Source organism: Jannaschia sp. W003 (assembly GCF_025144335.1).
In the GTDB taxonomy this organism is placed as follows: Bacteria; Pseudomonadota; Alphaproteobacteria; order Rhodobacterales; family Rhodobacteraceae; genus Jannaschia.
Genome location: NZ_CP083539.1, coordinates 1,360,709 through 1,381,327, shown reverse-complemented (window position 1 = coordinate 1,381,327; position 20,619 = coordinate 1,360,709). Strand labels below are relative to the sequence as shown.

Sequence of the window (20,619 nt, the reverse complement as noted above, 5' to 3'; positions counted from 1 at the left end):
GGCATGATCGGCTACGTCACCCGCCACCGCACCCTCGCCAACCTCCTGATGGTGCTCCTGCTCGCCGCCGGCGCCGCAGCCCTGCCCAACATGCGCGCGCAGTTCTTTCCCGACGTGGTGGTCGACAGCGTCACGGTCTCCGCCGCCTGGGAGGGCGCGGGCGCCGAGGACGTGGACCTCGGCGTCGTCGGCGTGCTGGAGCCCGCCCTCCTGGCCGTGGAGGGCGTGACCGACGCCGCCTCGGTCTCGCGCGAGGGCGGCGCCTCGATCGTGCTGGAGTTCGAGCCGGGCCGCGACATGCGCACCGCCGCCGCCGACGTCCAGGCCGCCGTGGAGGCCGTCTCGGGCCTGCCCGAGGGCGTCGACGACCCCGAGGTGCGCCAGGGCCGCTGGACCGACCGCGTCACGGACGTGATCGTCTCCGGCCCCGTGGGCGTGGACCAGCTCGCCCGCCTCACGGACGCCTTCGTGGCCCGCCTCTTCGCGGAAGGCGTGACCCAGACCACGGTGCGCGGCGTGGCCGCCCCCGAGGTGGTGGTCGAGATCCCCTCCGAGAGCCTCCTGCGCGCCGGGGTCACCTTGCGCGAGGTGGCAGGCGCCATCGGCGCCGAGGCCGCCGCCGAGCCAGCCGGCGACGTGTCGGGCGGCGGCGCGCGCATCCGCACCGGCGAGGCCCGCCGCACCGCCGGCGAGGTGGCCGCCGTGGTGGTGCGCCGCGACGACGACGGCGCGCCCGTCACCGTGGGCGACCTCGGCCGCGTCGTCTCGGGCGGCGTGGACCGCGAGCGCGCCTTCTTCGTGGGCGACGCCCCCGCCCTCTCGGTTCAGGTGGTGCGCGGCGCCGCCGGCGACGCCATCGCGCTCCAGCGCGTGGTGGAGCGCGTGGCCGACGAGGTGCTGGAGGGCGCCCCCGAGGGCGTGGCGATCGAGCTGATCCGCACCCGCACCGAGGCGATCTCGGCGCGCATCGACGTGCTGGTCGACAACGCCGCCCTAGGCCTCGTCCTCGTGGTGCTGCTCCTGTTCCTGTTCCTCGACGCCCGCACCGCGTTCTGGGTCGCTGCCGGCATCCCCGTCGCCATGATGGCCGCGATCGCGCTGATGTGGGCCGCCGGATTGACCATTAACATGATCTCGCTCTTCGCGCTGATCATCACGCTGGGCATCGTGGTGGACGACGCCATCGTGGTGGGCGAGCACGCCGACTTCCGCGCCCGCGTGCTGGGCGAGGCCCCCGCCGCCGCCGCCGAGAACGCCGCGCGCCGCATGTTCACCCCCGTCCTCTCGGCGACCCTGACCACGGTGATCGCCTTCTTCGGCCTCGTGGCCGTGGGCGGGCGCATGGGCTCGCTGATCCAGGACATCCCCTTCACGGTGATCGCCGTGCTGCTGGCCTCGCTCGCCGAGTGCTTCCTGATCCTGCCCCACCACATGGCCGGCGCCCTGGCGAAGGCGAACCGCCGCCGCTGGTACGACCTGCCCTCGCGCGCCGTGAACGCGGGCTTCGACTGGGTGCGCGACCGGATCGTGGTCCCGCTCATCCGCCTCGCGGTGCACGCGCGCTACGCCGTGATCGCCGGCGCCGTGGCCCTCCTCGCCTCGCAGATCGCACTTGTGATCGACGGCGCCGTGCAGTGGCGCTTCTTCGACGCCCCCGAACGCGGCTCGATCACCGGCAACTTCGCGCTGCGCGACGGGGCCGCGCGCGCCGACGCCGTCGCGCAGGTGCGCGAGATGCAGCGCGCCGTGACGGCCGTGGCCCAGCGCTACGAGGAAGAGCACGGCGCGAGCCCCGTCACCTTCGTCATGGGCGAGGTGGGCGGCAACTCGGGCCGCGGCCTCGCCTCCGCCGACGACAAGGATGCCGACGAGCTGGGCGCGATCTCGATCGAGCTGATCGACGCCGACCTGCGCCCCTACTCCTCGTTCGCCTTCCTTGCCGACCTCCAGGACGAGGTCCGCACCCTGCCCGCCACCGAGGAGCTGAGCTTCCGCGGCTGGCGCTCCGGCCCCGGCGGCGACGCGCTGTCGGTCGAGTTCACCGGCGCCGACGCCGCCACGCTCAAGGCCGCCGCCGAGGACCTCAAGACCGCCGTGGCGCGCTTCCCGGAGGTCTCCGCCGTCGAGGACTCGCTGCCCTACGACAAGGACGAGCTGATCCTCTCGCTCACGCCCCAGGGCGAGGCGCTCGGCTTCGACATCGACGCCCTGGGCGCGCTGCTGCGCGACCGCCTGACCGGCATCGAGGCCGCCGCCTTCCCGGTCGGTCCCCGGACGGGCACGATCCGCGTGGAGCTGCCCGCCGCCGAGCGCGGGGCCGACTTCCTGGAAAGCCTGCGACTGCCCGCGCCCTCGGGCGGCGACGTGGCGCTGGCCGACATCGTGACCGTGGACGTGCGCTCGGGCTTCGGCTCGATCCGGCGCGAGAACGGCGTTCCGGTCGTCACCGTCTCGGGCGACATCGCCCAGGACGACGCCGCCCGCGCCAACGAGATCCGCGACGCGCTGGCCACGGAGATCCTTCCGGCCATCGCCGCCCGCCGCCAGGTCGCCTACGAGCAGGGCGGGCTGGCCGAGCAGGAGCGCGAGTTCTTCACCGACGCCACCCTCGGCCTCGTCGCCTGCCTCCTCGGCATCTACCTCGTGCTGGCCTGGATCTTCGCGTCTTGGACCCGGCCCATGGTCATCATGGCCGTGATCCCCTTCGGCCTGATCGGCGCGATCTGGGGCCACTGGTGGTGGGAGGTGCCGCTCTCGATGTTCTCGGTGGTGGGGCTGATCGGCATGACCGGCATCGTGATCAACGACTCCATCGTGCTCGTCACCACCGTGGACGAGTACGCGAAGGGCCGCGCCCTGCGCCCCGCCATCGTGGACGCCGTGCGCGACCGCCTGCGCCCGGTGCTGCTGACCACGCTCACCACCGTGCTGGGGCTCGCGCCGCTCCTCTACGAGACGTCCTCGCAGGCCCAGTGGCTCCGCCCCACCGTGATCACGCTGGCCTACGGCCTCGGCTTCGCGATGGTGCTGGTGCTCGTGCTCGTCCCCGCCCTCCTGGCGACGGGCCACGACGCGACCCGCCTCTCGGGCGCGCTCGGGCGGCTCCTGCGGCTGGGCCTCGCGCCCCGTCGCGGGCGCCTCTTCGGGGTGCTGGCGCTGCTGGCCGCCGCCGCGCTGGCCGTCTGGGCCGCGCTCGTGCTCGGCCCCCCGGTCGCGGGCACGGCGGCGGTCCCCGCGCTCGAAGCCCTCGCCCCGGCGGACGGCATGGCCGGCGCGGTGGCGCTGTTCCTCGGGGGCGCCGCGGCGCTGTTGGGGGCAGTGTGGCTCGCGGGCGGGCTGGCGAAGCTCGCCGGCCGCCGCCGCCCCGCCCGCCTCTAGTGGAACGGCCCTGCCACGGGGTCGATCAGCGTGCGCCCGCCGTCCACGGTCAGGATCTGCCCGGTCATGAAGCTCGAGGCGTCCGAGGCCAGGTACTGCACCGTCTCGGCCATTTCCGCGGGCGGCGCGATGCGGGCCATGGGCGTCGCGTCCACGATGGCTTCGCGCAGCCCCTCCTCCTCGGCGATCCGGCTCTGGAGCGCGGCCGACATCACCGAGCCCACCGCGACGCCGTTCACGCGGATGCCCCGCGGCGCCAGCGAGACCGCCAGCGAGCGCGTCGCCTGATCGAGCGCCGCCGCCGAGATCGAGTAGGCCAGCAGCTCCGGCTGGGTGCGCCGCGCCGCGATCGAGCCGATGTTCACGATCGCCCCGATCGGCCCCTCGGCCCCCTCGCCCGCCTGATGGATCATGCGGTTCGCCACCGCCTTCGTCAGCCGCAGCGGCGTCAGGAGGTTCTGCTCCAGCAGCGTGCGCAGCGAGCCGTCCTCGGGGTCGAGCGGATCCGTGGCCATGATCTGCCGCGAGGCGTTCACGAGGATGTCGACGCGGTCGAAGGCGTCGATCGTGGCGGACAAGAGGTTGGCGACCGTCAGCCGCTCGCGCAGGTCGCCCGCGAAGTAGCGCAAGGTGCCCGCGTCGTCGCGCTGCGCCTCGCCCACCTCCTGCTCCAGCCGCTCCTCGTCGCGGTCCGCGAACATCACGTTCGCGCCCACGGCGGCGAAGTGCCGGGCGATGGCGAGGCCGACGCCGTTGGCGGCCCCCGTAACGATGGCCGTGCGGCCCGCGATGCTCATGGTCATCGGCGCGTCCTCCCCGGCCGCTTGCCCCCGCCGAGGGGCCGCGACGCTTCGATCACCTTGTAGCCCCGCGCCTCGCCGCGCGTCACCACCTCGCCGAAGGCCTCCGCGAGCGCGCCCTCGTAAGGCAAATGCCGGTTGGCCACGAACCACGCCCGGCCCCGCGGCGCGAGCAGCCGCGCGGCCGCCGCCACGAAGGCCCGGCCCAGCGCGGGGTCGGCCCGGCGCGAGGCGTGGAACGGCGGGTTGGTGACCACGGCGTCGTAGCGCCCCTCCCAGCGGGTCGCGTCGGCCCAGTGGAACGCGGCGCGCGCATCAGTGACGTTGCGCCGCGCGCAGTCCAGCGCGTCGGCCTCGGCCTCCACGAGATCCAGCGCCTCGACCTTGTCCGAATCGCCCAGCACCCGCGACGCCAGATATCCCCACCCCGCGCCCAGGTCGCAGACCCGGCCCGAGAGCGGCGGCAGCGCGTCCGCGAGCATGGCCGAGCCGGGATCGACCCCGTCCGCCGAAAACACGCCCGCCGCCGTGCGGAACCCGTCCGCCTCGGTGGGCGCAGCAATCCAGTCCGCGGGCGCGGGCCGGGCCGGAAAGGCGAACACCTTGCCGTGGGCCTTGGCGTGCGCCTCGCCGACGTCCGCGAACCCGCGCACCGCGCGCAGCAGCGAATCGACCCCGTCCTCCTTGGCCCCGTCGACCACCACCGGCGCCCCCTCGGGCACGGCGGCGCAGGCCCGCGCCACGAGGTCGCGCGCCAGCGCCTTGGCGCGGGGCACGAACACCACGGCGGCGGCGAAGGGGCCCTCCACGTCGCGCGCCGTCTCCAGCCCGCGGGCGGCGAGCGCGTCGAAGTCGGGCCGGAAGCCGGTCACGGCCACGCAGCGCCCGGCGGGCAGCGCGCCTTCGTCCAGCGCGGCGGTGGGTCGGAGAAGAAGGATGCGGCCCTCGTCGGGCAGGGCCACGGCACCGCGCTCCAGCGCGTCGCGGAGACGGGAGGTCACTACTCCTCCTTCTCCATGGTGCACTGGAGGGGGTGCTGGTTGCGCCGGGCGAAGTCCATCACCTGCGCCACCTTGGTCTCGGCGATCTCGTGCGAGAACACGCCCACGACGGCCAGGCCCTTCTTGTGCACCTGGAGCATGATCTCCACCGACTGGGCGTGGTTCAGGCCGAAGAACCGCTCCAGCACGTGCACCACGAACTCCATCGGCGTGTAGTCGTCGTTCAGCAGCATCACCTTGTAGAGCGGCGGCTTCGCGGTCTTGGGCCGGGTCTTGGTGACGACCGAGGTGTCGCCGTCGCCGCCCTCGCCGTCGGGCGGGTTCGCCATGGCCGTGATGGGAAGGGGGCAGAGCATGGTGTCGGGTCCGTCCGGTGGGTCCGGCCATGCGCGCCGCGGGGGCGCGGCGGCCGGAAGGTCTGGGCTTCGGGTCAGGGCCTGTCATATAGGCGGACCGCTTCCCCATGCAAAGAGGTCAGGATGTCCCGGCTGGAGACCATCGCCTTCGACGCCGACGACACGCTGTGGCAGAACGAGGCGTTCTTCCGCCTCACCCAAGAGCGCTTCGCGGACCTGCTGCGCGCGGACGCCGGCACGGACCACCTCATGGAGCGGCTCGAGGCGGCCGAGCGGCGCAACCTCGGGCACTACGGCTTCGGCATCAAGGCGTTCACGCTCACGATGATCGAGACCGCGATCGAGGTCAGCGAGGGCCGCGTGCAGGCCTCCGTGATCGCCGAGATCATGGCCGCGGGCCGCGAGATGCTGCGCCACCCGGTGGACCTCCTGCCCCACGCCCGCGAGACCGTGGAGGCGCTGGCCGCCGATCACCGCGTCGTGCTGATCACCAAGGGCGACCTCCTCGATCAGGAGCGCAAGCTCGCGCAATCGGGCCTCGGCGATCTCTTCGACGCCGTGGAGATCGTCAGCCACAAGGTGCCCGAGGTCTACCGGCGCGCCTTCCCCGACCCGTCCCGCGCGCTGATGGTCGGCAACTCGGTGCGCTCCGACGTGATCCCCGCCATCGAGGCCGGCGCTTGGGGCGTCCACGTGCCGTCCGAGATCGAATGGGCCCTGGAGGCCGCCGAGGTGCCCGAAGGCCACCCCCGCTTCCGCGCCATCGCCCACCTCGGCGAGCTGCCGGGGCTGGTGGCGGGGCTGTAGGTCAGCAGGGCACGCCCCGGCCCCGAGCCGGGGCCTCGGCGTGCAGGAGGCGCCTCGCTCCGCAACGACGGCACCAGCATCGGCCAGAGGCCCCGGATCAGGTCCGGGGCGTCGCCTTGGCCCACCCGCAGCACGACACGCCCCGGCCTTGCGCCGGGGCCTCGGCGTTCCGAAGGCGCTCCGCTCCGCGAGGACGGAGCCAGCATCGGCCAGAGGCCCCGGATCAGGTCCGGGGCGTTGCCCCCGCCACGCGGAGCGCCCCGGGCCGCAACCCGCGAATTACCTTGCATTCGGCGAAGTTGCCGACTGGCAAAAACCCCTTACCGACCTCTTAAGCGGCCTCCGACAACCCCTCGTCCAGCGCCGCCACGACCCGGTCCACGTCCTCCGCCTCGATCGTCAGCGGCGGCGAGCACACAAGGTTCGCGCCCGACCAGCGCACCATCGCGCCCGCGCGGTAGGCGGCTTCGAAGATGCGCCCCGCGCGCGCCGGGTCGGCGGTCCGTGCGTCCCGGTCCGAGACGATCTCCACGGCGGCCATCAGCCCCTGCCCCCGCACGTCGCCCACCGCCTCGTGGCGGCGCAGCCCTTCCAGCCCGGCCAGCAGCCGCGGCCCGAGATCCCGCGCGCAGTCCCACAGCGCCAGCCGCTCGGTCTCGGCCAGGCAGGCCAGAGCGGCGGCGCAGCCGACCGGATGACCGGAGTAGGTGTAGCCCGTGGGCACCATCGCGCCGCCCTTGCCCTCGAACGCCTCGGCCACCCGCTCGGACGCCATCACGGCGCCCATCGGGAAGTATCCGGAGGTGATCGCCTTGGCGCACGTCATCATGTCGGGTTGCACGCCCCAGAGCCGCGCCCCGGAGACGGCGCCTGCGCGCCCGAAGCCGGTGATCACCTCGTCCGAGATCAGCAGCACCCCGTGCCGGTCGCAGATCTCGCGCACGCCGGGCATGTAGCTCTCGTGCGGCACGATCACGCCGCCCGCGCCCTGCACCGACTCCATGATGAAGGCCGCCACGGTGGACGGGTCCTGGAACGCGATCTCCTCCTCCAGGGCGCGCAGGCACAGGCGCGCCAGCCGCTCGGGGTCCTCCTCGTCGAAGGGGTTCCGGTAGCCGTACGGGCTGGGCACGTGGAACACGCCCGGCAGCAGCGGCTCGTACGGCGCGCGGAACGCGGTGTTGCCGTTCACCGAGCCGCCGCCGAAGTGCGTGCCGTGGTAGCCCTTGCGCAGGGCGATGAACTTGGTGCGCCCCGCCTCGCCGCGCAGCTTGTGGTACTGCCGGGCGAGCTTGAGCGCGGTGTCCACGCTGTCCGAGCCGCCCGAGGTCAGGAACGCCCGCGCCATGCCGTCCTCCCCCAGGATGCGCGCCAGTTCCACCGACAGCTCGATCGCGGGGCCGTTCGTGGTGCCCTTGAAGGCCGAGTAGTAGGGCAAGGACGCGAGCTGCGCCGCGATGGCCTCCTTGATGGGATCGCACGAGTACCCGAGGTTCACGCACCACAGCCCGCCCACGGCGTCGATGGTCTCGTGGCCCGCGTCGTCCGTGATCCGCACGCCCGAGGCGCTGGCGATCACCTTGGGCGGCACGTCCCGCATCTCGCCGGGATGGGCGAAGGGGTGCCACAGGTGGCGGGCGTTCATCTCGGCGTGGAAGTTGTGGTCGCGCATGGGGGTTGCCTCCTCGGCCGCACAAGATACCCATTCGAGGGCCGCTCCAAGGGGGGGCGCCGCAACGGAGGGATTGCCGCGTGAAGCCGGTCCGCAGGGGCAACCGCCCGATCACCGACGCCGAAGCCTTCGCCCTGCGCTGGCGCCGCGTGCGCCGCGACCTCGTCGGCCCCGTCTCGCGCCTCTACGGCGGCGTGTGCGACCACGAGGCCCTGCTGGAGCGAATGCGCGCGATGATGGAGGGGCACTGGGCGAAGCGCCCCGCCGCCCTCAAGGCGCTGGACCTCTGGCGCGACCTCGACCCCGAGTGGTTCCTGAGCGAGGAGGTGGCCGCCTACGTCTTCTACGTGGACCGCTTCTGCGGGACGCTGAAGGCCCTGCCGGATCGCCTGGGCTACCTGGAATCCCTCGGGGTCCGCTACGCCCACATGATGCCGCTCCTCCAGCCCCGCCCCGGCGACTCCGATGGCGGGTACGCGGTGATGGACTACCGCCGCATCGACCCGAAGCTCGGCACCATGCGGGATTTCGAGGCCGCCTGCGCCGCCATGCGCGAGCGCCGCATCAGCCCTTGCATTGACCTCGTGCTGAACCACACCGCCGAGGAGCACGAATGGGCGCGGAAGGCCCGCGAGGGCGACCCCCACTACCAGGCCTTCTACCGCATGTACGACGACGAGGCGGAGCCGCAGGCCTTTGAAGCGTCCCTGCTGGAGGTGTTCCCCGAGCAGGCCCCCGGCAACTTCACCTGGATCGATGGCATCCCCGGACCCAATGGCGGCAAGTGGGTCTGGACCACCTTCAACAGCTTCCAGTGGGACCTGAACTGGGCGAACCCCGAGGTGTTCCTGGCGATCCTCGACACGATCCTCCACCTCGCCAACCGGGGCGTGGAGGTGTTCCGCCTCGACGCGGTGGCGTTCATGTGGAAGCGGATGGGCACCACCTGCCAGAACCTGCCCGAGGTGCACGACATCCTGCAGGCGCTGACCCAGGCCACCCGCGTCGCCGCCCCCGCCGTGATCCACAAGGCCGAGGCCATCGTCGGCCCGCGCGAGCTGGTCCCCTACCTCGGCGCCGGGCGCCACGAGGGGCGCGCGAGCCAGCTCGCCTACCACAACAACCTCATGGTGCAGTTCTGGTCCGCGCTCGCCTCGCGCGACACGCGGCTGATGACCCACGTGATGCGGACCCACTTCCCGGAGCGGTTCCGCCGCGCCGCCTTCGCCCCCTACATCCGCTGCCACGACGACATCGGCTGGGCGATCACCCCCGAGGACACGGCCCACGTGCCCGGCATGGAAGCCCCCGCCCACCGCGCCTTCCTCGCGGACTTCTACACCGGGCAGTTCCCGGGCAGCTTCGCGCGCGGCGCCGACTTCCAGTCCAACCCCGAGACCGGCGACCGGCGCACCAACGGCTCCTTCGCCTCGCTCGCGGGGTTGGAGACGGCGCTGGAGGCGGGCGACCCGGAGGCCATAGACCTCGCGGTGAGGCGCATCCTCCTCGGCCACGCCCTCATCGCCTCCTACGGCGGCGTGCCGCTGCTCTACATGGGCGACGAGCTGGGCCTGCTGAACGACCACTCCTATCTCGACGACCCCGCCCGCGCGGGCGACGGACGCTGGATGCAGCGCCCCGCGATGGACTGGGAGCGGGCTGCCGAGGCGCCTGACACCGACGCCCCCCACGGGCGCATCTGGCGCGGCACGCGGGCGATCCTGGCCACGCGTGCAGCGACTCCGCAACTCGCCTCGCACGTCGGCACGCGGGTGCTGGACGCCGGCGAAGGCGTCTTCGCCTACGAGCGGCTGGCCGAGGACCGCCCCGTCACCTGCCTGTGCAACTTCACCGATGGCGAGCGCCTCGCCCATGTGCCCGTGCCCGCGAACGCGGTGGACCTGCTGACGGGCACGGCGCCGAAGCGGGAGGGGGACGCGGTCCGCCTCGCCCCCTACGCCGCGCTCTGGCTGCGCGCCTAGGGCAGCACCGCGCCCACGGCGGCCGAGCCGCCCTTCACCACCAGCTTGCCCGCGCCGACGCCGGTCCTGACCACCGTGCCCGTGGCCGCGGCGCCGACGCCCACGGCCGTCCCCGCCACGGCGCCGGTCAAGGCGGCAGCCGCGCAGCCGCCGAGGGCGGTGGAGACGAGGAGGGCGAGGAGGAGCCCGGGCATCGCGAATCCTTCGAAGTTCGCCCCCGATCTGGGGGCCGGAGGGGGCGGACCCAAGGCCGCCCCCGACTGCGCTACTGCGCGTGGGCGCGAAGCTGCCACATCTGCTTGTCGAGCAGCGCCGTCACCGCGATCAGGAGGTCCTGCGTCGGCGTGTCGTCGGACACCGCCTCGAGCCGGTCGTACATCAGCGGCGAGACCGTGGACCAGGCCTCCAGCAGGCGCTGCACCGCCTCCTCGCCGCCGATCTCGGCCGGCTCCGCGCCGTCCACCGCCGCGTTCTCGGCCACCGCCGAGGGGCGCCCGTCGGCGGGCGCGCCCAGCGCGCGCTTGCGCTCGGCCACCTGGTCGATCATCGGCGCCAGCCCGTCGTAGAGCTCGGCGAAGAACTCGTGGAGCTGGTAGAACTCGATGCCCACCACGTTCCAGTGCGCCTGGTGCGCCGCGTGCCGCAGGGCGATCAGATCGTAGAGCGTCGCCTGCAGCGCCTCGGCGGAGGGGTCGCGCACCTCCTGCGCGAGGGGCAGCGGGTCCGTGCCCTGCGCGATGGCGGGCACGGGCAGCGCGACAGCGAGCGCGACGAGGGGGGCGGCGAGACGCATGGGAGGCTCCGGGTTCGAAAGGTCCGCCGCGCCAACCCCTTGCGCGCGGTCCCGTTCCCGCGACCTCAGGCCGCGGGCCGTCCTCCGCCGGCGGCATAGGCCATGTCGATCACCCGCTGTGTGCCGCGCGCGTCCTCCAGCGTCCAGGGGAACGGCGCCTCGCCCCGCACGGCGGCCGCGAAGGCCTCGACCTGCAGCACGTACTGGTTCGGGCGGGGCCAGCGCTCGATGCGCGTGCCGCGGCCGTCCCGAATCTCCAGCCGCGCCTCGCCGAACACGCCGGCGTTGTAGGGGGCGTCGAGGCGCAGGAGCCCGCGCTCGCCGTGGAACAGGATGAACTGCTCGTGCCAGAGCCGCATGGCGTTGACCCAGTGCGCGGTGAAGCCGCCCTCGGGCGTGTCGAACCGCGCACCCACCCGCGCGAGCACGTCGCAGCCCGCCTCCCAGTCGAATACGGCCGAGGTGATCTCCTCCGGCTCCGCCCCGGTGGCCCAGCGCGTGGAGCCGTAGGTGTAGACGCCGATGTCCGGCAGCGCCCCGCCCCCGGTGGCGGCGGCGTTGCGGATGTTCCCCGAATCGCCCGAGTTGTCGTAGGTGAACACCGCCTCGACGTGCCGCAGCCGCCCGACGGCGCCCTCGGCGAGCAGGGCGCGCACCCGCTGCCACTGGGGGTGATGTACGATCATGTAGCCTTCCGCGCACTGGAGGCCGGTGCGGTCCCGCGCCTCGATCAGCGGCGCGATCTCATCGGCGTGCATCGCCACCGGCTTCTCGACCAGCACGTGCTTGCCCGCCTCGAGCGCGCGGATCGCCCACGCCACGTGCATCGTGTGGGGCAGAGGGATGTAGACCGCGTCGACGCCCGGATCGGCCAGCAGGGCGTCGTAGTCCCCGTGCACCGCGATGTCGCCGGCGAAGGCGCGGAACGGCGCGGCCTTGGCCGGGTCGCGCGTGGCGAGCGCGGCGATGCGGCTACCGCGGGCCGCGTGGATCGCCGGCCCCATCTTGTCGAGCGCGAACTTCGAGGCGCCGAGGATGCCCCAGCGGAGTTGGTCGGTCATGGCGGTCCCCCTTCCGCGCCGTCCTAGCGCACGGGCGGGGCCGCCGCTACTTCAGCTGGCTGTCCTTGGAGCCGCGCCGGTTGATGCCCGCGCGGGGGCGGGCGCGGGCGTCGCGCTCGGCGGCGCAGTCGCGGCAGAGCTTCACGCCCGGCAGCGCCGCGCGGCGGGCCTCGTCGATCGGCTCCTCGCACTCGGCGCAGTGGGTGAAACTCTCGCCCGCGGGACCCCGGCGCGCGCGCATCCGCGCCAGCTCGTCGGCCAGCGAGGCCTCGATCTGCTCCGACACCGCGCCGTCGCGCGTCCATCCTCCGGCCATGCTCCGTCCTCCCTGCGGGAAAGGTAGGGCGCCCGGGGGCGCCCCGCCAGTATCAGGCCCGGACCGAGACGATCGGGGCGAAGCCGCCGTAGATCATGCGCTTGCCGTCGAATGGCATGTCCTGCATCGCACCGGGATCCTCCATCATCTTCGACCACGCCGCGTCGCGGGTGGCCCGGTCCGGCCATTCGATCCATGAGAACACGATCGACTCGTCCGACTTGCATTGCACCGCCTTCGGGAAGGAGGTCAGCTCGCCTTCCGGCACCTCCTCGCCCCAGGTCTCGACCATGCCGACCGCGCCCGCCGGCGCGAACATGTCGTCCCACGCCTTCCGGGCATGACTGGCGTAGACGTCGCGGTTCGCCGTCGGCACGGCTGCCACGAACCCGTCATAGTAGCTCATCGCAGGTTCCTCCTTCGTTCACCCTTCGATCCATACAGGGTTCCGTGGGGTCAACGCGATGATTCGTTTGTAGTTAGGCGCTGCGCTAACTTTCCGTTGACCGGCGCGGGGGACCGGGATACTTATACGAATGGCTAAGCATGACGCCGACCTCGACCGCCTCTTCTCTGCCCTCGGCGACCCGACCCGCCGGGCGATCCTCGCGCGGCTCGCCCGCGGCCCGGCCAGCGTCGGCGAGCTGGCGGCGCCCCACGCGATGGCCCTGCCCTCGCTGATGGCGCACCTGCGGAAGCTGGAGGCGGCGGGGCTGGTGCAGTCCCGGAAGGCGGGGCGCGTGCGGACCTACCGCATGGCGCCCGGCGCCTTCGCCCCGGCGCAGGACTGGCTGGGCGAGCAGCGCGCCGTGTGGGAGGGCCGCCTCGACCGGCTCGACGACTACGTTCAATCGCTCATGGAGGACCCCAAGCGATGACCCTCGATCCGAACACCGACCTCACGTTCACGCGCACGCTCCGGGCGCCCCGCCCGCTCCTGTGGGAGTGCTGGACCTCGCCCCGGCACATCCCGCACTTCTTCGTGCCCGCGCCGCACAAGGTGGCGGCCTGCGAGATCGACCTGCGGCCCGGCGGCCGCTTCAACACCACGTTCGAGGTGGACGGGCAGGAGATGCGCAACGACGGCGTGATCCTGGAGGCCGTGGAGGGCGAGCGGCTGGTGTTCACGGACGCCTACACCGAAGGCTGGAAGCCGAACCCCGACCCCTTCATGACCGCGATCGTGGAGTTCGCCGACGACGGCGCGGGCGGCACCCGCTACACCGCCACCGCGCGCCACCGCTCCGCAGAGGCGCGCGAGCGCCACGAGGCGATGGGGTTCCACGGCGGGTGGACCACGGTGGCGGAGCAGCTCGAGCGGTATGCGCAGTCGCTGCGGGCGGAGGCGTAGGGGGGCCGCACGCCGCGCCCCGGCCTCGCGCCGGGGCCTCTGGCTGATGTCGGCGCGTCGGCTGCGGAGCGAAGCACCCGTGGTGGGCCGAGGCCCAGGCTCGCGGCCGGGGCGTGAGGCACGCGGTTTGGTGGCAACCGCCCCGGCCCTGCGCCGGGGCCTCCGGTGGACGTCGGCACTCAAGTTGCCGAGCGAAGCGCCTGCGGAAAGCAAAGGCCCCGGCGCAGGGCCGGGGCGTGTCGCGCAAGGCCAGAGCCGGGGCGCCGAACCCCTCCCCTCACCCTGCCGGAAACGCCTCGCGGGGGTCCGGGCGCGCGAAGCCCCCGGCGGCCACCCTCAAGCCGGCACCATGTTCTTCTCGCGCGCCAGCTCCTTGACCCGCTTCTGGAGCTTGTCGAACGCCCGCACCTCGATCTGGCGGATGCGCTCGCGGCTGACGCCGTACTTGGTGCTCAGGTCCTCCAGCGTCACGGTCTCCTCGGAGAGGCGGCGCTGGGTGAGGATGTCCTTCTCGCGGTCGTTGAGCACGTCCATGGCGTTCGCCACGAGCGAGATGCGGCTCTCGTACTCGTCGCGCTCGGCGTAGTCGGTGGCCTGGTCCGCCGAGTCGTCGGCCAGCCAGTCCTGCCACTGCGTGGAGCCGTCGCCGTCGGAGCCGACCATGACGTTGAGCGAGGCGTCGCCGCCCGACATGCGCCGGTTCATCGACGTCACCTCGGCCTCGGTCACGCCGAGGTCGGTGGCGATGCGCTCCACGTTCTCGGGGCGCAGGTCGCCCTCCTCCAGAGCGCCGATGCGGTTCTTGGCCTTGCGCAGGTTGAAGAACAGCTTCTTCTGCGCCGAGGTCGTGCCCAGCTTCACCATCGACCAGGACCGCAGCACGTATTCCTGGATCGCGGCGCGGATCCACCACATCGCGTAGGTGGCGAGGCGGAAGCCCTTCTCGGGGTCGAACTTCTTGACGGCCTGCATCAGCCCGACGTTCGCCTCGGAGATCACCTCGGCCTGGGGCAGGCCGTAGCCGCGGTAGCCCATGGCGATCTTCGCGGCGAGGCGCAGGTGCGAGGTCACGAGCTGGTGCGCGGCCTCGGTGTCGCCGTCCTCTACCCAGCGCTTGGCGAGCATGTACTCCTGCTCGGGCTCCAGCATGGGGAACTTGCGGATTTCCTGAAGGTAGCGGTTCAGCCCGGCCTCGGGGTTCGGGGCCGGAAGGTTGGCGTAGGTGGCTGCCATGTGTCGGCCTCCCATGTTCGCGGCGTTCACATTCCCCCTGGAATGTGGGTGCGCGCCTCGCGTGATCAAGATGTTGTGGGCGCCGCATCCTGCAGCCCCCACGCTTCGTAGCACCATAGCTTACACGGACGGCGGACGCATCTCCGTCGGTCATGATTCGCCTGTGCCCGTCCGCACATCGAACGCAGCCCTCGCGCAGGGTGTTCCCCTGCACCCGAGAGGTGAAGATTCCGTTACCGCAGGGCGTCCAGAAGCGCCGCCATGTCGGCCGGGATCGGGCTCTCGAAGCGCATGGCCTCGCCCGTGCCGGGGTGGCGGAAGCCCAAGGTGGCGGCGTGGAGCGCCTGGCGCGGAAAGGCCGCCGCCGCCTCGCCCCGCGCGCCGCCGAGGCGCCGGCGCCCGCCATAGACCGGATCGCCCACCAGCCCGTGGCCCGCGTGCGCCATGTGGACGCGGATCTGGTGGGTGCGGCCCGTCTCCAGCCGGCACTCCAGCAGGGCCGCGCCCTCCAGCGCCTCGGCGACGCGCGCGTGGGTCACGGCGCGGCGCCCGCCCTCGCGGCGCACCGCCTGCCGCTGGCGGTCCACGGGATGCCGGTCGAGGCCGGTGGCGATGCGCAGCCAGGGGCCGTTCCACGTGACGCCGTGCAGCCCCCGCAGGCGCGGGTCGGCCGGGTCGGGCACGCCGAAGCAGACGGCGCGGTAGAGGCGCTCCGCCGAGTGCGCCTCGAACTGGGCGGCCAGCCCGTGGTGGGCGCGGTCGGTGCGGGCGACCACCAAAAGGCCGGAGGTGTCCTTGTCGATGCGGTGCACGATGCCGGGGCGCGCCACCCCGCCCACGTCGGACAGCCCCGCCCCGAAGCGGTGCATCAGCGCGTTCACCAGCGTGCCCGAGGGCGAGCCGGGCGCGGGGTGCACCACCATGCCGGCGGGCTTGTCGACCACCACGAGGTCGTCGTCCTCGTGCACGATATGCAGCGGGATCGCCTCGGCGCGGATGTCGGCCGCCTCCGCCTCGGGCACGGCGATCTCCACATGGTCGCCCTCCGCCGCCTTCGCCTTGGGCCGGGCGGGCGCGCCGTTCACCGTGACCGCCCCCGCCTCGATCAGCTTCGCCAGCCGCGAGCGGCTCAGGTGCGCCGCCTCTGGCACGTCGCGGGCGATCGCCCTATCGAGGCGCGGCGGCGGATCGGCCGCGATGCGGAACGTTACGAGGCGCGACATGGACACTCCCGAGCCGCCGCCCGAGCCCGCGAACCTGCGCTTCCTGCGGCGGCTGGTGACGGTGCTGACGGCGGTGATGATCGCCGGCCTCCTAGCGGTGGTGGTGCTGCTTGTCATCCGCCTCGGCGGCGCGGGGACGGTCGTGCCCGAGGCGCTGGCGCTGCCCGAGGGCACGCAGGTCCACGCCGTCACCCGGGCGCCGGACATGTGGATCGTCACCACCCGCGACGGCCGCGCGCTGGTCTTCGCGCCCGACGGGCGGCTTCGGGGCGAGGTCGCCCTGCCGTGACGCTTCAAGCCTGAAACTTCCGGCTTGAAATAATATCGAACCGCGCGCACTCTCCGTCCGAACGGAAGGGGGACGGATGCGGATCGCGTGTCTCGGCGGTGGCCCTGCGGGGCTCTACTTCGCCATCTCGGCCAAGCTGCGCGACCCCTCGCACGAGGTGGTCGTGCTGGAGCGCAACCGCGCCGACGACACCTTCGGCTGGGGCGTGGTGCTGAGCGACGAGACGCTCGCCAACCTCGAGGCCAACGATCCGGTCTCGGCGGCGGCGATCCGCGCGCACTTCGCCCGTTGGGACGACGTGGCGCTCCACGTCCACGGCCAGCGGCTGGTCTCCACCGGCCACGGCTTCTGCGGCATCGGGCGCAAGCGGCTGCTTCTGCTGCTGCAGGACCGCGCGCGCGAGTTGGGCGTGGAGCTGCGCTACGAGACCGAGGTGGAGAGCGCGGAGGCCTACCGCGAGACCCACAATCTGGTGGTCGCCGCCGATGGCCTGAACTCCAAGACCCGCCAGCTCTACGCGGACACCTTCCGCCCGGACGTCGACGAGCGGCTCTGCCGCTTCGTCTGGCTGGGCACGCGGCAGACCTTCCGCGACGCCTTCACCTTCATCTTCGAGCAAACCCCGCACGGCTGGGTCTGGGCCCACGCCTACCAGTTCGAGGAAGGGACGGCGACGTTCATCGTGGAGTGCTCCGAGGCCACCTTCGAGGCCTGGGGCTTCGGCCGGATGAGCCAGGAAGAGAGCATCGCCGTCTGCGAGCGCATTTTTGCGGCGCACCTCGGCGGCCACGCGCTGATGAGCAACGCCCGCCACATCCGCGGCTCGGCCTGGATCCGCTTCCCGCGCGTGCTGTGCGAGCGGTGGCATCACGGCAACGTCGTGTTGCTGGGGGACGCGGCCGCCACCGCCCACTTCTCGATTGGGTCGGGCACGAAACTCGCGCTGGAGAGCGCGGTGGCGCTGGCCGACCTCGTCGAGGAGGCGCCAACGCTGGAGGCCGCGTTCGAGGCCTACGAGGACCGGCGCCGCACCGAGGTGCTGCGCCTCCAGTCGGCGGCGCGCAACTCGCTGGAATGGTTCGAGCAGGTGGAGCGCTACCTCCATCTCGACCCGGTGCAGCTGAACTACGCGATGCTCACCCGCTCGCAGCGCATCAGCCACGAGAACCTGCGCGCGCGGGACCCGGACTGGCTGCGGTCCGCGGAGGCGTGGTTCCAGCGCCAGGCCGGCGTGCCCGACGACGCGCCCGTGCGCGCGCCCATGTTCGCGCCGTTCCGGTTGGGGGATCTCGCGCTCAAGAACCGCATCGTGGTCTCGCCCATGGCCCAGTACCGCGCCGTGGACGGCTGCCCCACCGACTGGCACCTCGTCCACTACGCGGAGCGCGCCAAGGGCGGCGCGGGGCTCGTCTACACCGAGATGACCTGCGTGTCCCCGGAGGGCCGCATCACCCCCGGCTGCCCGGGCCTCTACGCGCCGAAGCACGTGGCGGCATGGCGGCGCCTCGTGGACTTCGTGCACGGCGAGACCACCGCCAAGATCTGCGCCCAGATCGGCCATTCGGGGCGCAAGGGCTCCACCAACATCGGCTGGGAGGGCATGGACACGCCCTTGGCCGAGGGCGGCTGGGAGACCGTCAGCGCCTCCGCCATCCCGTGGGACGAGGGCCACCGCGCCCCCCGCGAGATCGCGCGCGCCGAGATGGACGCGATCCGCGACCAGTTCGCGGAGGCCACCGCCATGGCCGTGCGCGCGGGCTTCGACATGATCGAGATGCACGCCGCCCACGGCTACCTCCTGTCGTCCTTCATCACGCCCGTCTCGAACCGGCGCACGGATGAGTACGGCGGCTCGCTTGAGAACCGCATGCGCTGGCCGCTCGAGGTGCTGCGGGCCATGCGGGCCCGGATGCCCGAGGGGATGCCGCTGTCGGTCCGCATCTCGGCCAACGACTGGGTGGGCGAGGACGGCGTGACCCCGGACGAGGCGGTGGAGATCGCGCGGATGTTCGCGGCCGCCGGCGCCGACCTGATCGACGTGTCTGCGGGCCAGACCTCCGTGGACGCGAAACCCGTCTATGGCCGCATGTTCCAGACCCCGTTCTCGGACCGCATCCGCAACGAGGCGGGGGTGGCGACGGTGGCCGTCGGCAACATCTACGAAGCCGACCACGCCAACTCGATCCTGATGGCGGGGCGTGCCGACCTCGTGGCTGTGGGCCGGCCCCACCTCGCCGACCCCTACTGGACGTTCCACCAGGCCGCCGCGATCGGCGACCGCGAGGCCACCGACTGGCCCCGCCCTTACGAGGCCGGGCGCGACCAGCTCTGGCGCCTCGCCGACCGGGCCGCCGAGCAGGCGGGGCCGGTATGAACGCCGCTCGCCGCCACGTCGTCGTCACCGGGGGCGGCTCCGGCGTGGGCGCCGCCACCGCGCGGGCCTTCGCGGAAGCGGGCCACCCGGTCACGATCATGGGCCGGACCGAAGCGCCCCTCGCCGTGCAAGGTTTGCCCTTCGAGATCTGCGACGTCACCGACCCGGACGCCGTGGCCCGCGCCTTCGCCGCCGCCGCGGACGCGCGCGGCCCCGTGGCGATCGTGGTCGCCAACGCCGGCGCCGCCGAGAGCGTGCCGTTCGCGAAGCTCCGCCCCGATCAGCTCCATGCCATGATGGCCGTGAACCTCGGCGGCGTCGTCCACTGCTGGCAGGCCGCCCTGCCCGGCATGAAGGCGGCCCGTTGGGGCCGCATGATCGCGGTCGCCTCCACCGCCGGGCTGCGGGGCTATCCGTACGTCGCGGCTTACTGCGCCGCCAAGCACGCGGTCGTCGGCCTCACCCGCGCGGTGGCGCGCGAGCTAGCCCGCACCGGCATCACGGCCAACGCGGTCTGCCCCGGCTTCGTGGAGACGCCGCTCCTGGAGCGCTCGATCCGCAACATCGTCCTCACCACCGGCATGGACGAGGAGGCCGCCGCCGCGACCTTGCGCGCCGACAACCCCCAGGGCCGCTTCGTGCAGCCCGGCGAAGTGGCCTCGGCGGCGCTCTGGCTCGCCTCGGACGGCGCGGCGGCCACGAACGGCCACGCCCTGAGCCTGTCGGGGGGCGAGACGTGAGCGAGCCCCTCAGCAAGACCCGCCTGCGCCTCTGGCTGCGCCTCCTGAAGACCACCCACGGCATCGAGGCCGAGCTGCGCCGCCGCCTGCGCGAGCGCCACGGCACCACCCTGCCCCGCTTCGACGTGCTCGCCGCCCTCGCCCGCTTCCCGGACGGCCTGCGCATGAGCGAGCTGTCGGACCTCCTGCGCGTCTCGAACGGCAACGTGACCGGCATCGTGGACCGCCTCAGCGAGGACGGGCTGGCCGAGCGCATCGCGGTTCCCGGCGACCGCCGCGCCACGCGCGCGCGCCTCACGGAGGCGGGCCGCGCCGCCTTCGCCGATCTCGCCGCCGCCCACGAGGCGTGGATCGACGAGCTGCTGGAGGGGGTCGATGCGGACGCCGCCGAGGCCATGACGCGGCTGCTGAAGGGCGCCGCCACCCAAGGAGGACGCGCCCATGCGCAGTGACGTCGAGCACTTCCGCTGCCGGATCGAGGATGGGGTCGCCCACCTCGCCCTCGACCGCCCTGAGCGCAAGAACCCCCTCACCTTCGCGAGCTACGCCGAGCTGCGCGACTGGTTCCGCGACCTCGCCTACGCCGACGACGTGCACGCGGTGGTGTTCGGGCCGACGGGCGGCAACTTCTCGTCGGGCGGCGACGTGCACGAGATCATCGGGCCGCTGACGGGCATGGGCATGAAGGACCTGCTCGCCTTCACCCGCATGACCGGCGATCTGGTCAAGGCGATGATCCACTGTGGCAAGCCCGTCGTGGCCGCCGTCGACGGCATCTGCGCGGGCGCGGGCGCGATCATCGCCATGGCCTCGGACCTGCGGATCGCCACCCCCGAGGCGAAGGTCGCGTTCCTGTTCAACCGCGTGGGGCTGGCGGGCTGCGACATGGGGGCCTGCGCGATGCTGCCCCGGATCATCGGGCAGGGGCGCGCCGCCGAACTCCTCTACCTCGGGCGCTCCATGTCCGCCGAGGAAGGTGAGCGCTGGGGCTTCTTCAACCGCGTGGTGGCGCGGGACGATCTGGAGGCCACCGCGGGCGAGATGGCCGCCCGCATCGCCGCGGGGCCGACCTTCGCGAATGCCATGACCAAGACGATGCTGGCGCAGGAGTGGTCGATGACGCTCGACCAGGCCATCGAGGCCGAGGCGCAGGCGCAGGCGATCTGCATGCAGGGAAACGACTTCCGCCGGGCCTACGAGGCCTTCGCCGCGAAGCGCAAACCGGTGTTCGAGGGGGACTGAC

The 20,619-nt window shown here is 72.9% G+C and carries 21 protein-coding genes; 10 read left to right on the top strand and 11 right to left on the bottom strand.

Annotation, left to right across the window (positions count from 1 at the left end; translation table 11 throughout):
- Positions 1–3: 3 nt before the first annotated feature.
- Entirely contained in the window at positions 4–3,378 is a 3,375-nt protein-coding gene (locus K3554_RS06705; RefSeq protein ID WP_259945193.1) for an efflux RND transporter permease subunit, read from the top strand.
- Here the strand turns inward: K3554_RS06705 and K3554_RS06700 are convergent.
- The 3 genes from K3554_RS06700 to clpS are packed head-to-tail and all read right to left on the bottom strand — an operon-like array spanning position 3,375 to position 5,508.
- Entirely contained in the window at positions 3,375–4,181 is an 807-nt protein-coding gene (locus K3554_RS06700) for an SDR family NAD(P)-dependent oxidoreductase (RefSeq protein ID WP_259945190.1), read from the bottom strand. The two genes, K3554_RS06705 and K3554_RS06700, sit on opposite strands and share 4 nt — an antisense overlap.
- On the bottom strand, positions 4,178–5,179 hold the full coding sequence (locus tag K3554_RS06695; RefSeq protein WP_259945188.1) for a class I SAM-dependent methyltransferase: 1,002 nt from the start codon (positions 5,177–5,179) through the stop codon (positions 4,178–4,180). Before K3554_RS06695 ends, K3554_RS06700 begins: the two co-directional genes overlap by 4 nt.
- Complete coding sequence (gene clpS, locus K3554_RS06690; protein WP_259945813.1) at positions 5,179–5,508, bottom strand: ATP-dependent Clp protease adapter ClpS; 330 nt, start codon at positions 5,506–5,508, stop codon at positions 5,179–5,181. The genes K3554_RS06695 and clpS overlap by 1 nt, the downstream gene beginning before the upstream one ends.
- A 150-nt stretch (positions 5,509–5,658) precedes the next feature.
- Between clpS and K3554_RS06685 the strand changes: the two genes are divergently transcribed.
- A complete protein-coding gene (locus tag K3554_RS06685) occupies positions 5,659–6,342 on the top strand; it encodes an HAD family hydrolase (protein WP_259945186.1) in 684 nt (227 codons plus the stop codon).
- Positions 6,343–6,673: 331 nt separating this feature from the next.
- Here K3554_RS06685 and K3554_RS06680 read toward each other — a convergent pair whose 3' ends face one another.
- The gene (locus tag K3554_RS06680; protein WP_259945184.1) at positions 6,674–8,014 is read right to left on the bottom strand and encodes an aminotransferase class III-fold pyridoxal phosphate-dependent enzyme; all 1,341 of its coding nucleotides are present in this window, start codon (positions 8,012–8,014) and stop codon (positions 6,674–6,676) included.
- An 80-nt stretch (positions 8,015–8,094) separates the two neighbouring features.
- Between K3554_RS06680 and K3554_RS06675 the strand changes: the two genes are divergently transcribed.
- On the top strand, positions 8,095–9,996 hold the full coding sequence (locus tag K3554_RS06675) for an amylosucrase (protein ID WP_259945181.1): 1,902 nt from the start codon (positions 8,095–8,097) through the stop codon (positions 9,994–9,996).
- Here K3554_RS06675 and K3554_RS06670 read toward each other — a convergent pair.
- The 5 genes from K3554_RS06670 to K3554_RS06650 form a co-directional block, all read right to left on the bottom strand.
- Positions 9,993–10,190: a hypothetical protein gene (locus tag K3554_RS06670; protein ID WP_259945179.1), complete on the bottom strand. Its 198-nt coding sequence runs from the start codon at positions 10,188–10,190 to the stop codon at positions 9,993–9,995. The two genes, K3554_RS06675 and K3554_RS06670, sit on opposite strands and share 4 nt — an antisense overlap.
- A gap of 71 nt (positions 10,191–10,261) precedes the next feature.
- Positions 10,262–10,789 (bottom strand): Dps family protein, encoded by a 528-nt coding sequence (locus K3554_RS06665; protein WP_259945177.1) that lies wholly within the window; start codon positions 10,787–10,789, stop codon positions 10,262–10,264.
- Positions 10,790–10,854: 65 nt separating this feature from the next.
- Positions 10,855–11,850 carry a Gfo/Idh/MocA family protein gene (locus K3554_RS06660; RefSeq protein ID WP_259945174.1) on the bottom strand — a complete coding sequence of 332 codons (996 nt, stop codon included), beginning with the start codon at positions 11,848–11,850 and terminating at the stop codon, positions 10,855–10,857.
- A 46-nt stretch (positions 11,851–11,896) separates the two neighbouring features.
- Positions 11,897–12,166 (bottom strand): DksA/TraR family C4-type zinc finger protein, encoded by a 270-nt coding sequence (locus K3554_RS06655; RefSeq protein WP_259945172.1) that lies wholly within the window; start codon positions 12,164–12,166, stop codon positions 11,897–11,899.
- A gap of 52 nt (positions 12,167–12,218) precedes the next feature.
- Positions 12,219–12,572, bottom strand: a complete 354-nt coding sequence (locus K3554_RS06650; protein ID WP_259945170.1) for a DUF1428 domain-containing protein — start codon at positions 12,570–12,572, stop codon at positions 12,219–12,221.
- Positions 12,573–12,702: 130 nt separating this feature from the next.
- Here K3554_RS06650 and K3554_RS06645 point away from each other — a divergent pair, with 130 nt between their 5' ends.
- Both K3554_RS06645 and K3554_RS06640 read left to right on the top strand, forming a co-directional pair.
- The gene (locus tag K3554_RS06645) at positions 12,703–13,044 is read left to right on the top strand and encodes a helix-turn-helix transcriptional regulator (RefSeq protein ID WP_259945168.1); all 342 of its coding nucleotides are present in this window, start codon (positions 12,703–12,705) and stop codon (positions 13,042–13,044) included.
- Complete coding sequence (locus tag K3554_RS06640) at positions 13,041–13,517, top strand: SRPBCC family protein (RefSeq protein ID WP_259945166.1); 477 nt, start codon at positions 13,041–13,043, stop codon at positions 13,515–13,517. The genes K3554_RS06645 and K3554_RS06640 overlap by 4 nt, the downstream gene beginning before the upstream one ends.
- Before the next feature lie 336 nt (positions 13,518–13,853).
- On the opposite strand, the gene rpoH is transcribed toward K3554_RS06640, so the two are convergent.
- Together rpoH and K3554_RS06630 are read right to left on the bottom strand one after the other, a co-directional pair.
- Positions 13,854–14,750: an RNA polymerase sigma factor RpoH gene (rpoH, locus tag K3554_RS06635; RefSeq protein WP_259945163.1), complete on the bottom strand. Its 897-nt coding sequence runs from the start codon at positions 14,748–14,750 to the stop codon at positions 13,854–13,856.
- A 233-nt stretch (positions 14,751–14,983) separates the two neighbouring features.
- Positions 14,984–15,973: an RluA family pseudouridine synthase gene (locus tag K3554_RS06630; protein ID WP_259945160.1), complete on the bottom strand. Its 990-nt coding sequence runs from the start codon at positions 15,971–15,973 to the stop codon at positions 14,984–14,986.
- Between K3554_RS06630 and K3554_RS06625 the strand changes: the two genes are divergently transcribed.
- The 5 genes from K3554_RS06625 (at position 15,972) to K3554_RS06605 (ending at position 20,618) form a co-directional block, all read left to right on the top strand.
- Positions 15,972–16,262 (top strand): DUF6476 family protein, encoded by a 291-nt coding sequence (locus K3554_RS06625; RefSeq protein WP_259945158.1) that lies wholly within the window; start codon positions 15,972–15,974, stop codon positions 16,260–16,262. The genes K3554_RS06630 and K3554_RS06625 overlap by 2 nt on opposite strands.
- 76 nt (positions 16,263–16,338) lie before the next feature.
- Positions 16,339–18,636, top strand: coding sequence for a bifunctional salicylyl-CoA 5-hydroxylase/oxidoreductase (locus K3554_RS06620; protein ID WP_259945155.1), 2,298 nt, complete (start codon positions 16,339–16,341; stop codon positions 18,634–18,636).
- Positions 18,633–19,376, top strand: coding sequence for an SDR family NAD(P)-dependent oxidoreductase (locus tag K3554_RS06615; protein WP_259945152.1), 744 nt, complete (start codon positions 18,633–18,635; stop codon positions 19,374–19,376). The genes K3554_RS06620 and K3554_RS06615 overlap by 4 nt, the downstream gene beginning before the upstream one ends.
- A complete protein-coding gene (locus K3554_RS06610; RefSeq protein ID WP_259945149.1) occupies positions 19,373–19,828 on the top strand; it encodes a MarR family winged helix-turn-helix transcriptional regulator in 456 nt (151 codons plus the stop codon). Before K3554_RS06615 ends, K3554_RS06610 begins: the two co-directional genes overlap by 4 nt.
- Positions 19,818–20,618: an enoyl-CoA hydratase family protein gene (locus tag K3554_RS06605; protein ID WP_259945147.1), complete on the top strand. Its 801-nt coding sequence runs from the start codon at positions 19,818–19,820 to the stop codon at positions 20,616–20,618. Before K3554_RS06610 ends, K3554_RS06605 begins: the two co-directional genes overlap by 11 nt.
- Position 20,619: the final 1 nt, after the last annotated feature.

Coding starts and splice junctions, on each gene's coding strand:
- K3554_RS06705 (WP_259945193.1), top strand. CDS start 4: ATGATCGGCTACGTCACCCGCCACCGCACCCTCGCCAACCTCCTGATG.
- K3554_RS06700 (WP_259945190.1), bottom strand. CDS start 4,181: ATGACCATGAGCATCGCGGGCCGCACGGCCATCGTTACGGGGGCCGCC.
- clpS (WP_259945813.1), bottom strand. CDS start 5,508: ATGGCGAACCCGCCCGACGGCGAGGGCGGCGACGGCGACACCTCGGTC.
- K3554_RS06685 (WP_259945186.1), top strand. CDS start 5,659: ATGTCCCGGCTGGAGACCATCGCCTTCGACGCCGACGACACGCTGTGG.
- K3554_RS06680 (WP_259945184.1), bottom strand. CDS start 8,014: ATGCGCGACCACAACTTCCACGCCGAGATGAACGCCCGCCACCTGTGG.
- K3554_RS06670 (WP_259945179.1), bottom strand. CDS start 10,190: ATGCCCGGGCTCCTCCTCGCCCTCCTCGTCTCCACCGCCCTCGGCGGC.
- K3554_RS06665 (WP_259945177.1), bottom strand. CDS start 10,789: ATGCGTCTCGCCGCCCCCCTCGTCGCGCTCGCTGTCGCGCTGCCCGTG.
- K3554_RS06660 (WP_259945174.1), bottom strand. CDS start 11,850: ATGACCGACCAACTCCGCTGGGGCATCCTCGGCGCCTCGAAGTTCGCG.
- K3554_RS06655 (WP_259945172.1), bottom strand. CDS start 12,166: ATGGCCGGAGGATGGACGCGCGACGGCGCGGTGTCGGAGCAGATCGAG.
- K3554_RS06650 (WP_259945170.1), bottom strand. CDS start 12,572: ATGAGCTACTATGACGGGTTCGTGGCAGCCGTGCCGACGGCGAACCGC.
- K3554_RS06645 (WP_259945168.1), top strand. CDS start 12,703: ATGGCTAAGCATGACGCCGACCTCGACCGCCTCTTCTCTGCCCTCGGC.
- K3554_RS06640 (WP_259945166.1), top strand. CDS start 13,041: ATGACCCTCGATCCGAACACCGACCTCACGTTCACGCGCACGCTCCGG.
- rpoH (WP_259945163.1), bottom strand. CDS start 14,750: ATGGCAGCCACCTACGCCAACCTTCCGGCCCCGAACCCCGAGGCCGGG.
- K3554_RS06625 (WP_259945158.1), top strand. CDS start 15,972: ATGGACACTCCCGAGCCGCCGCCCGAGCCCGCGAACCTGCGCTTCCTG.
- K3554_RS06630 (WP_259945160.1), bottom strand. CDS start 15,973: ATGTCGCGCCTCGTAACGTTCCGCATCGCGGCCGATCCGCCGCCGCGC.
- K3554_RS06620 (WP_259945155.1), top strand. CDS start 16,339: ATGCGGATCGCGTGTCTCGGCGGTGGCCCTGCGGGGCTCTACTTCGCC.
- K3554_RS06615 (WP_259945152.1), top strand. CDS start 18,633: ATGAACGCCGCTCGCCGCCACGTCGTCGTCACCGGGGGCGGCTCCGGC.
- K3554_RS06605 (WP_259945147.1), top strand. CDS start 19,818: ATGCGCAGTGACGTCGAGCACTTCCGCTGCCGGATCGAGGATGGGGTC.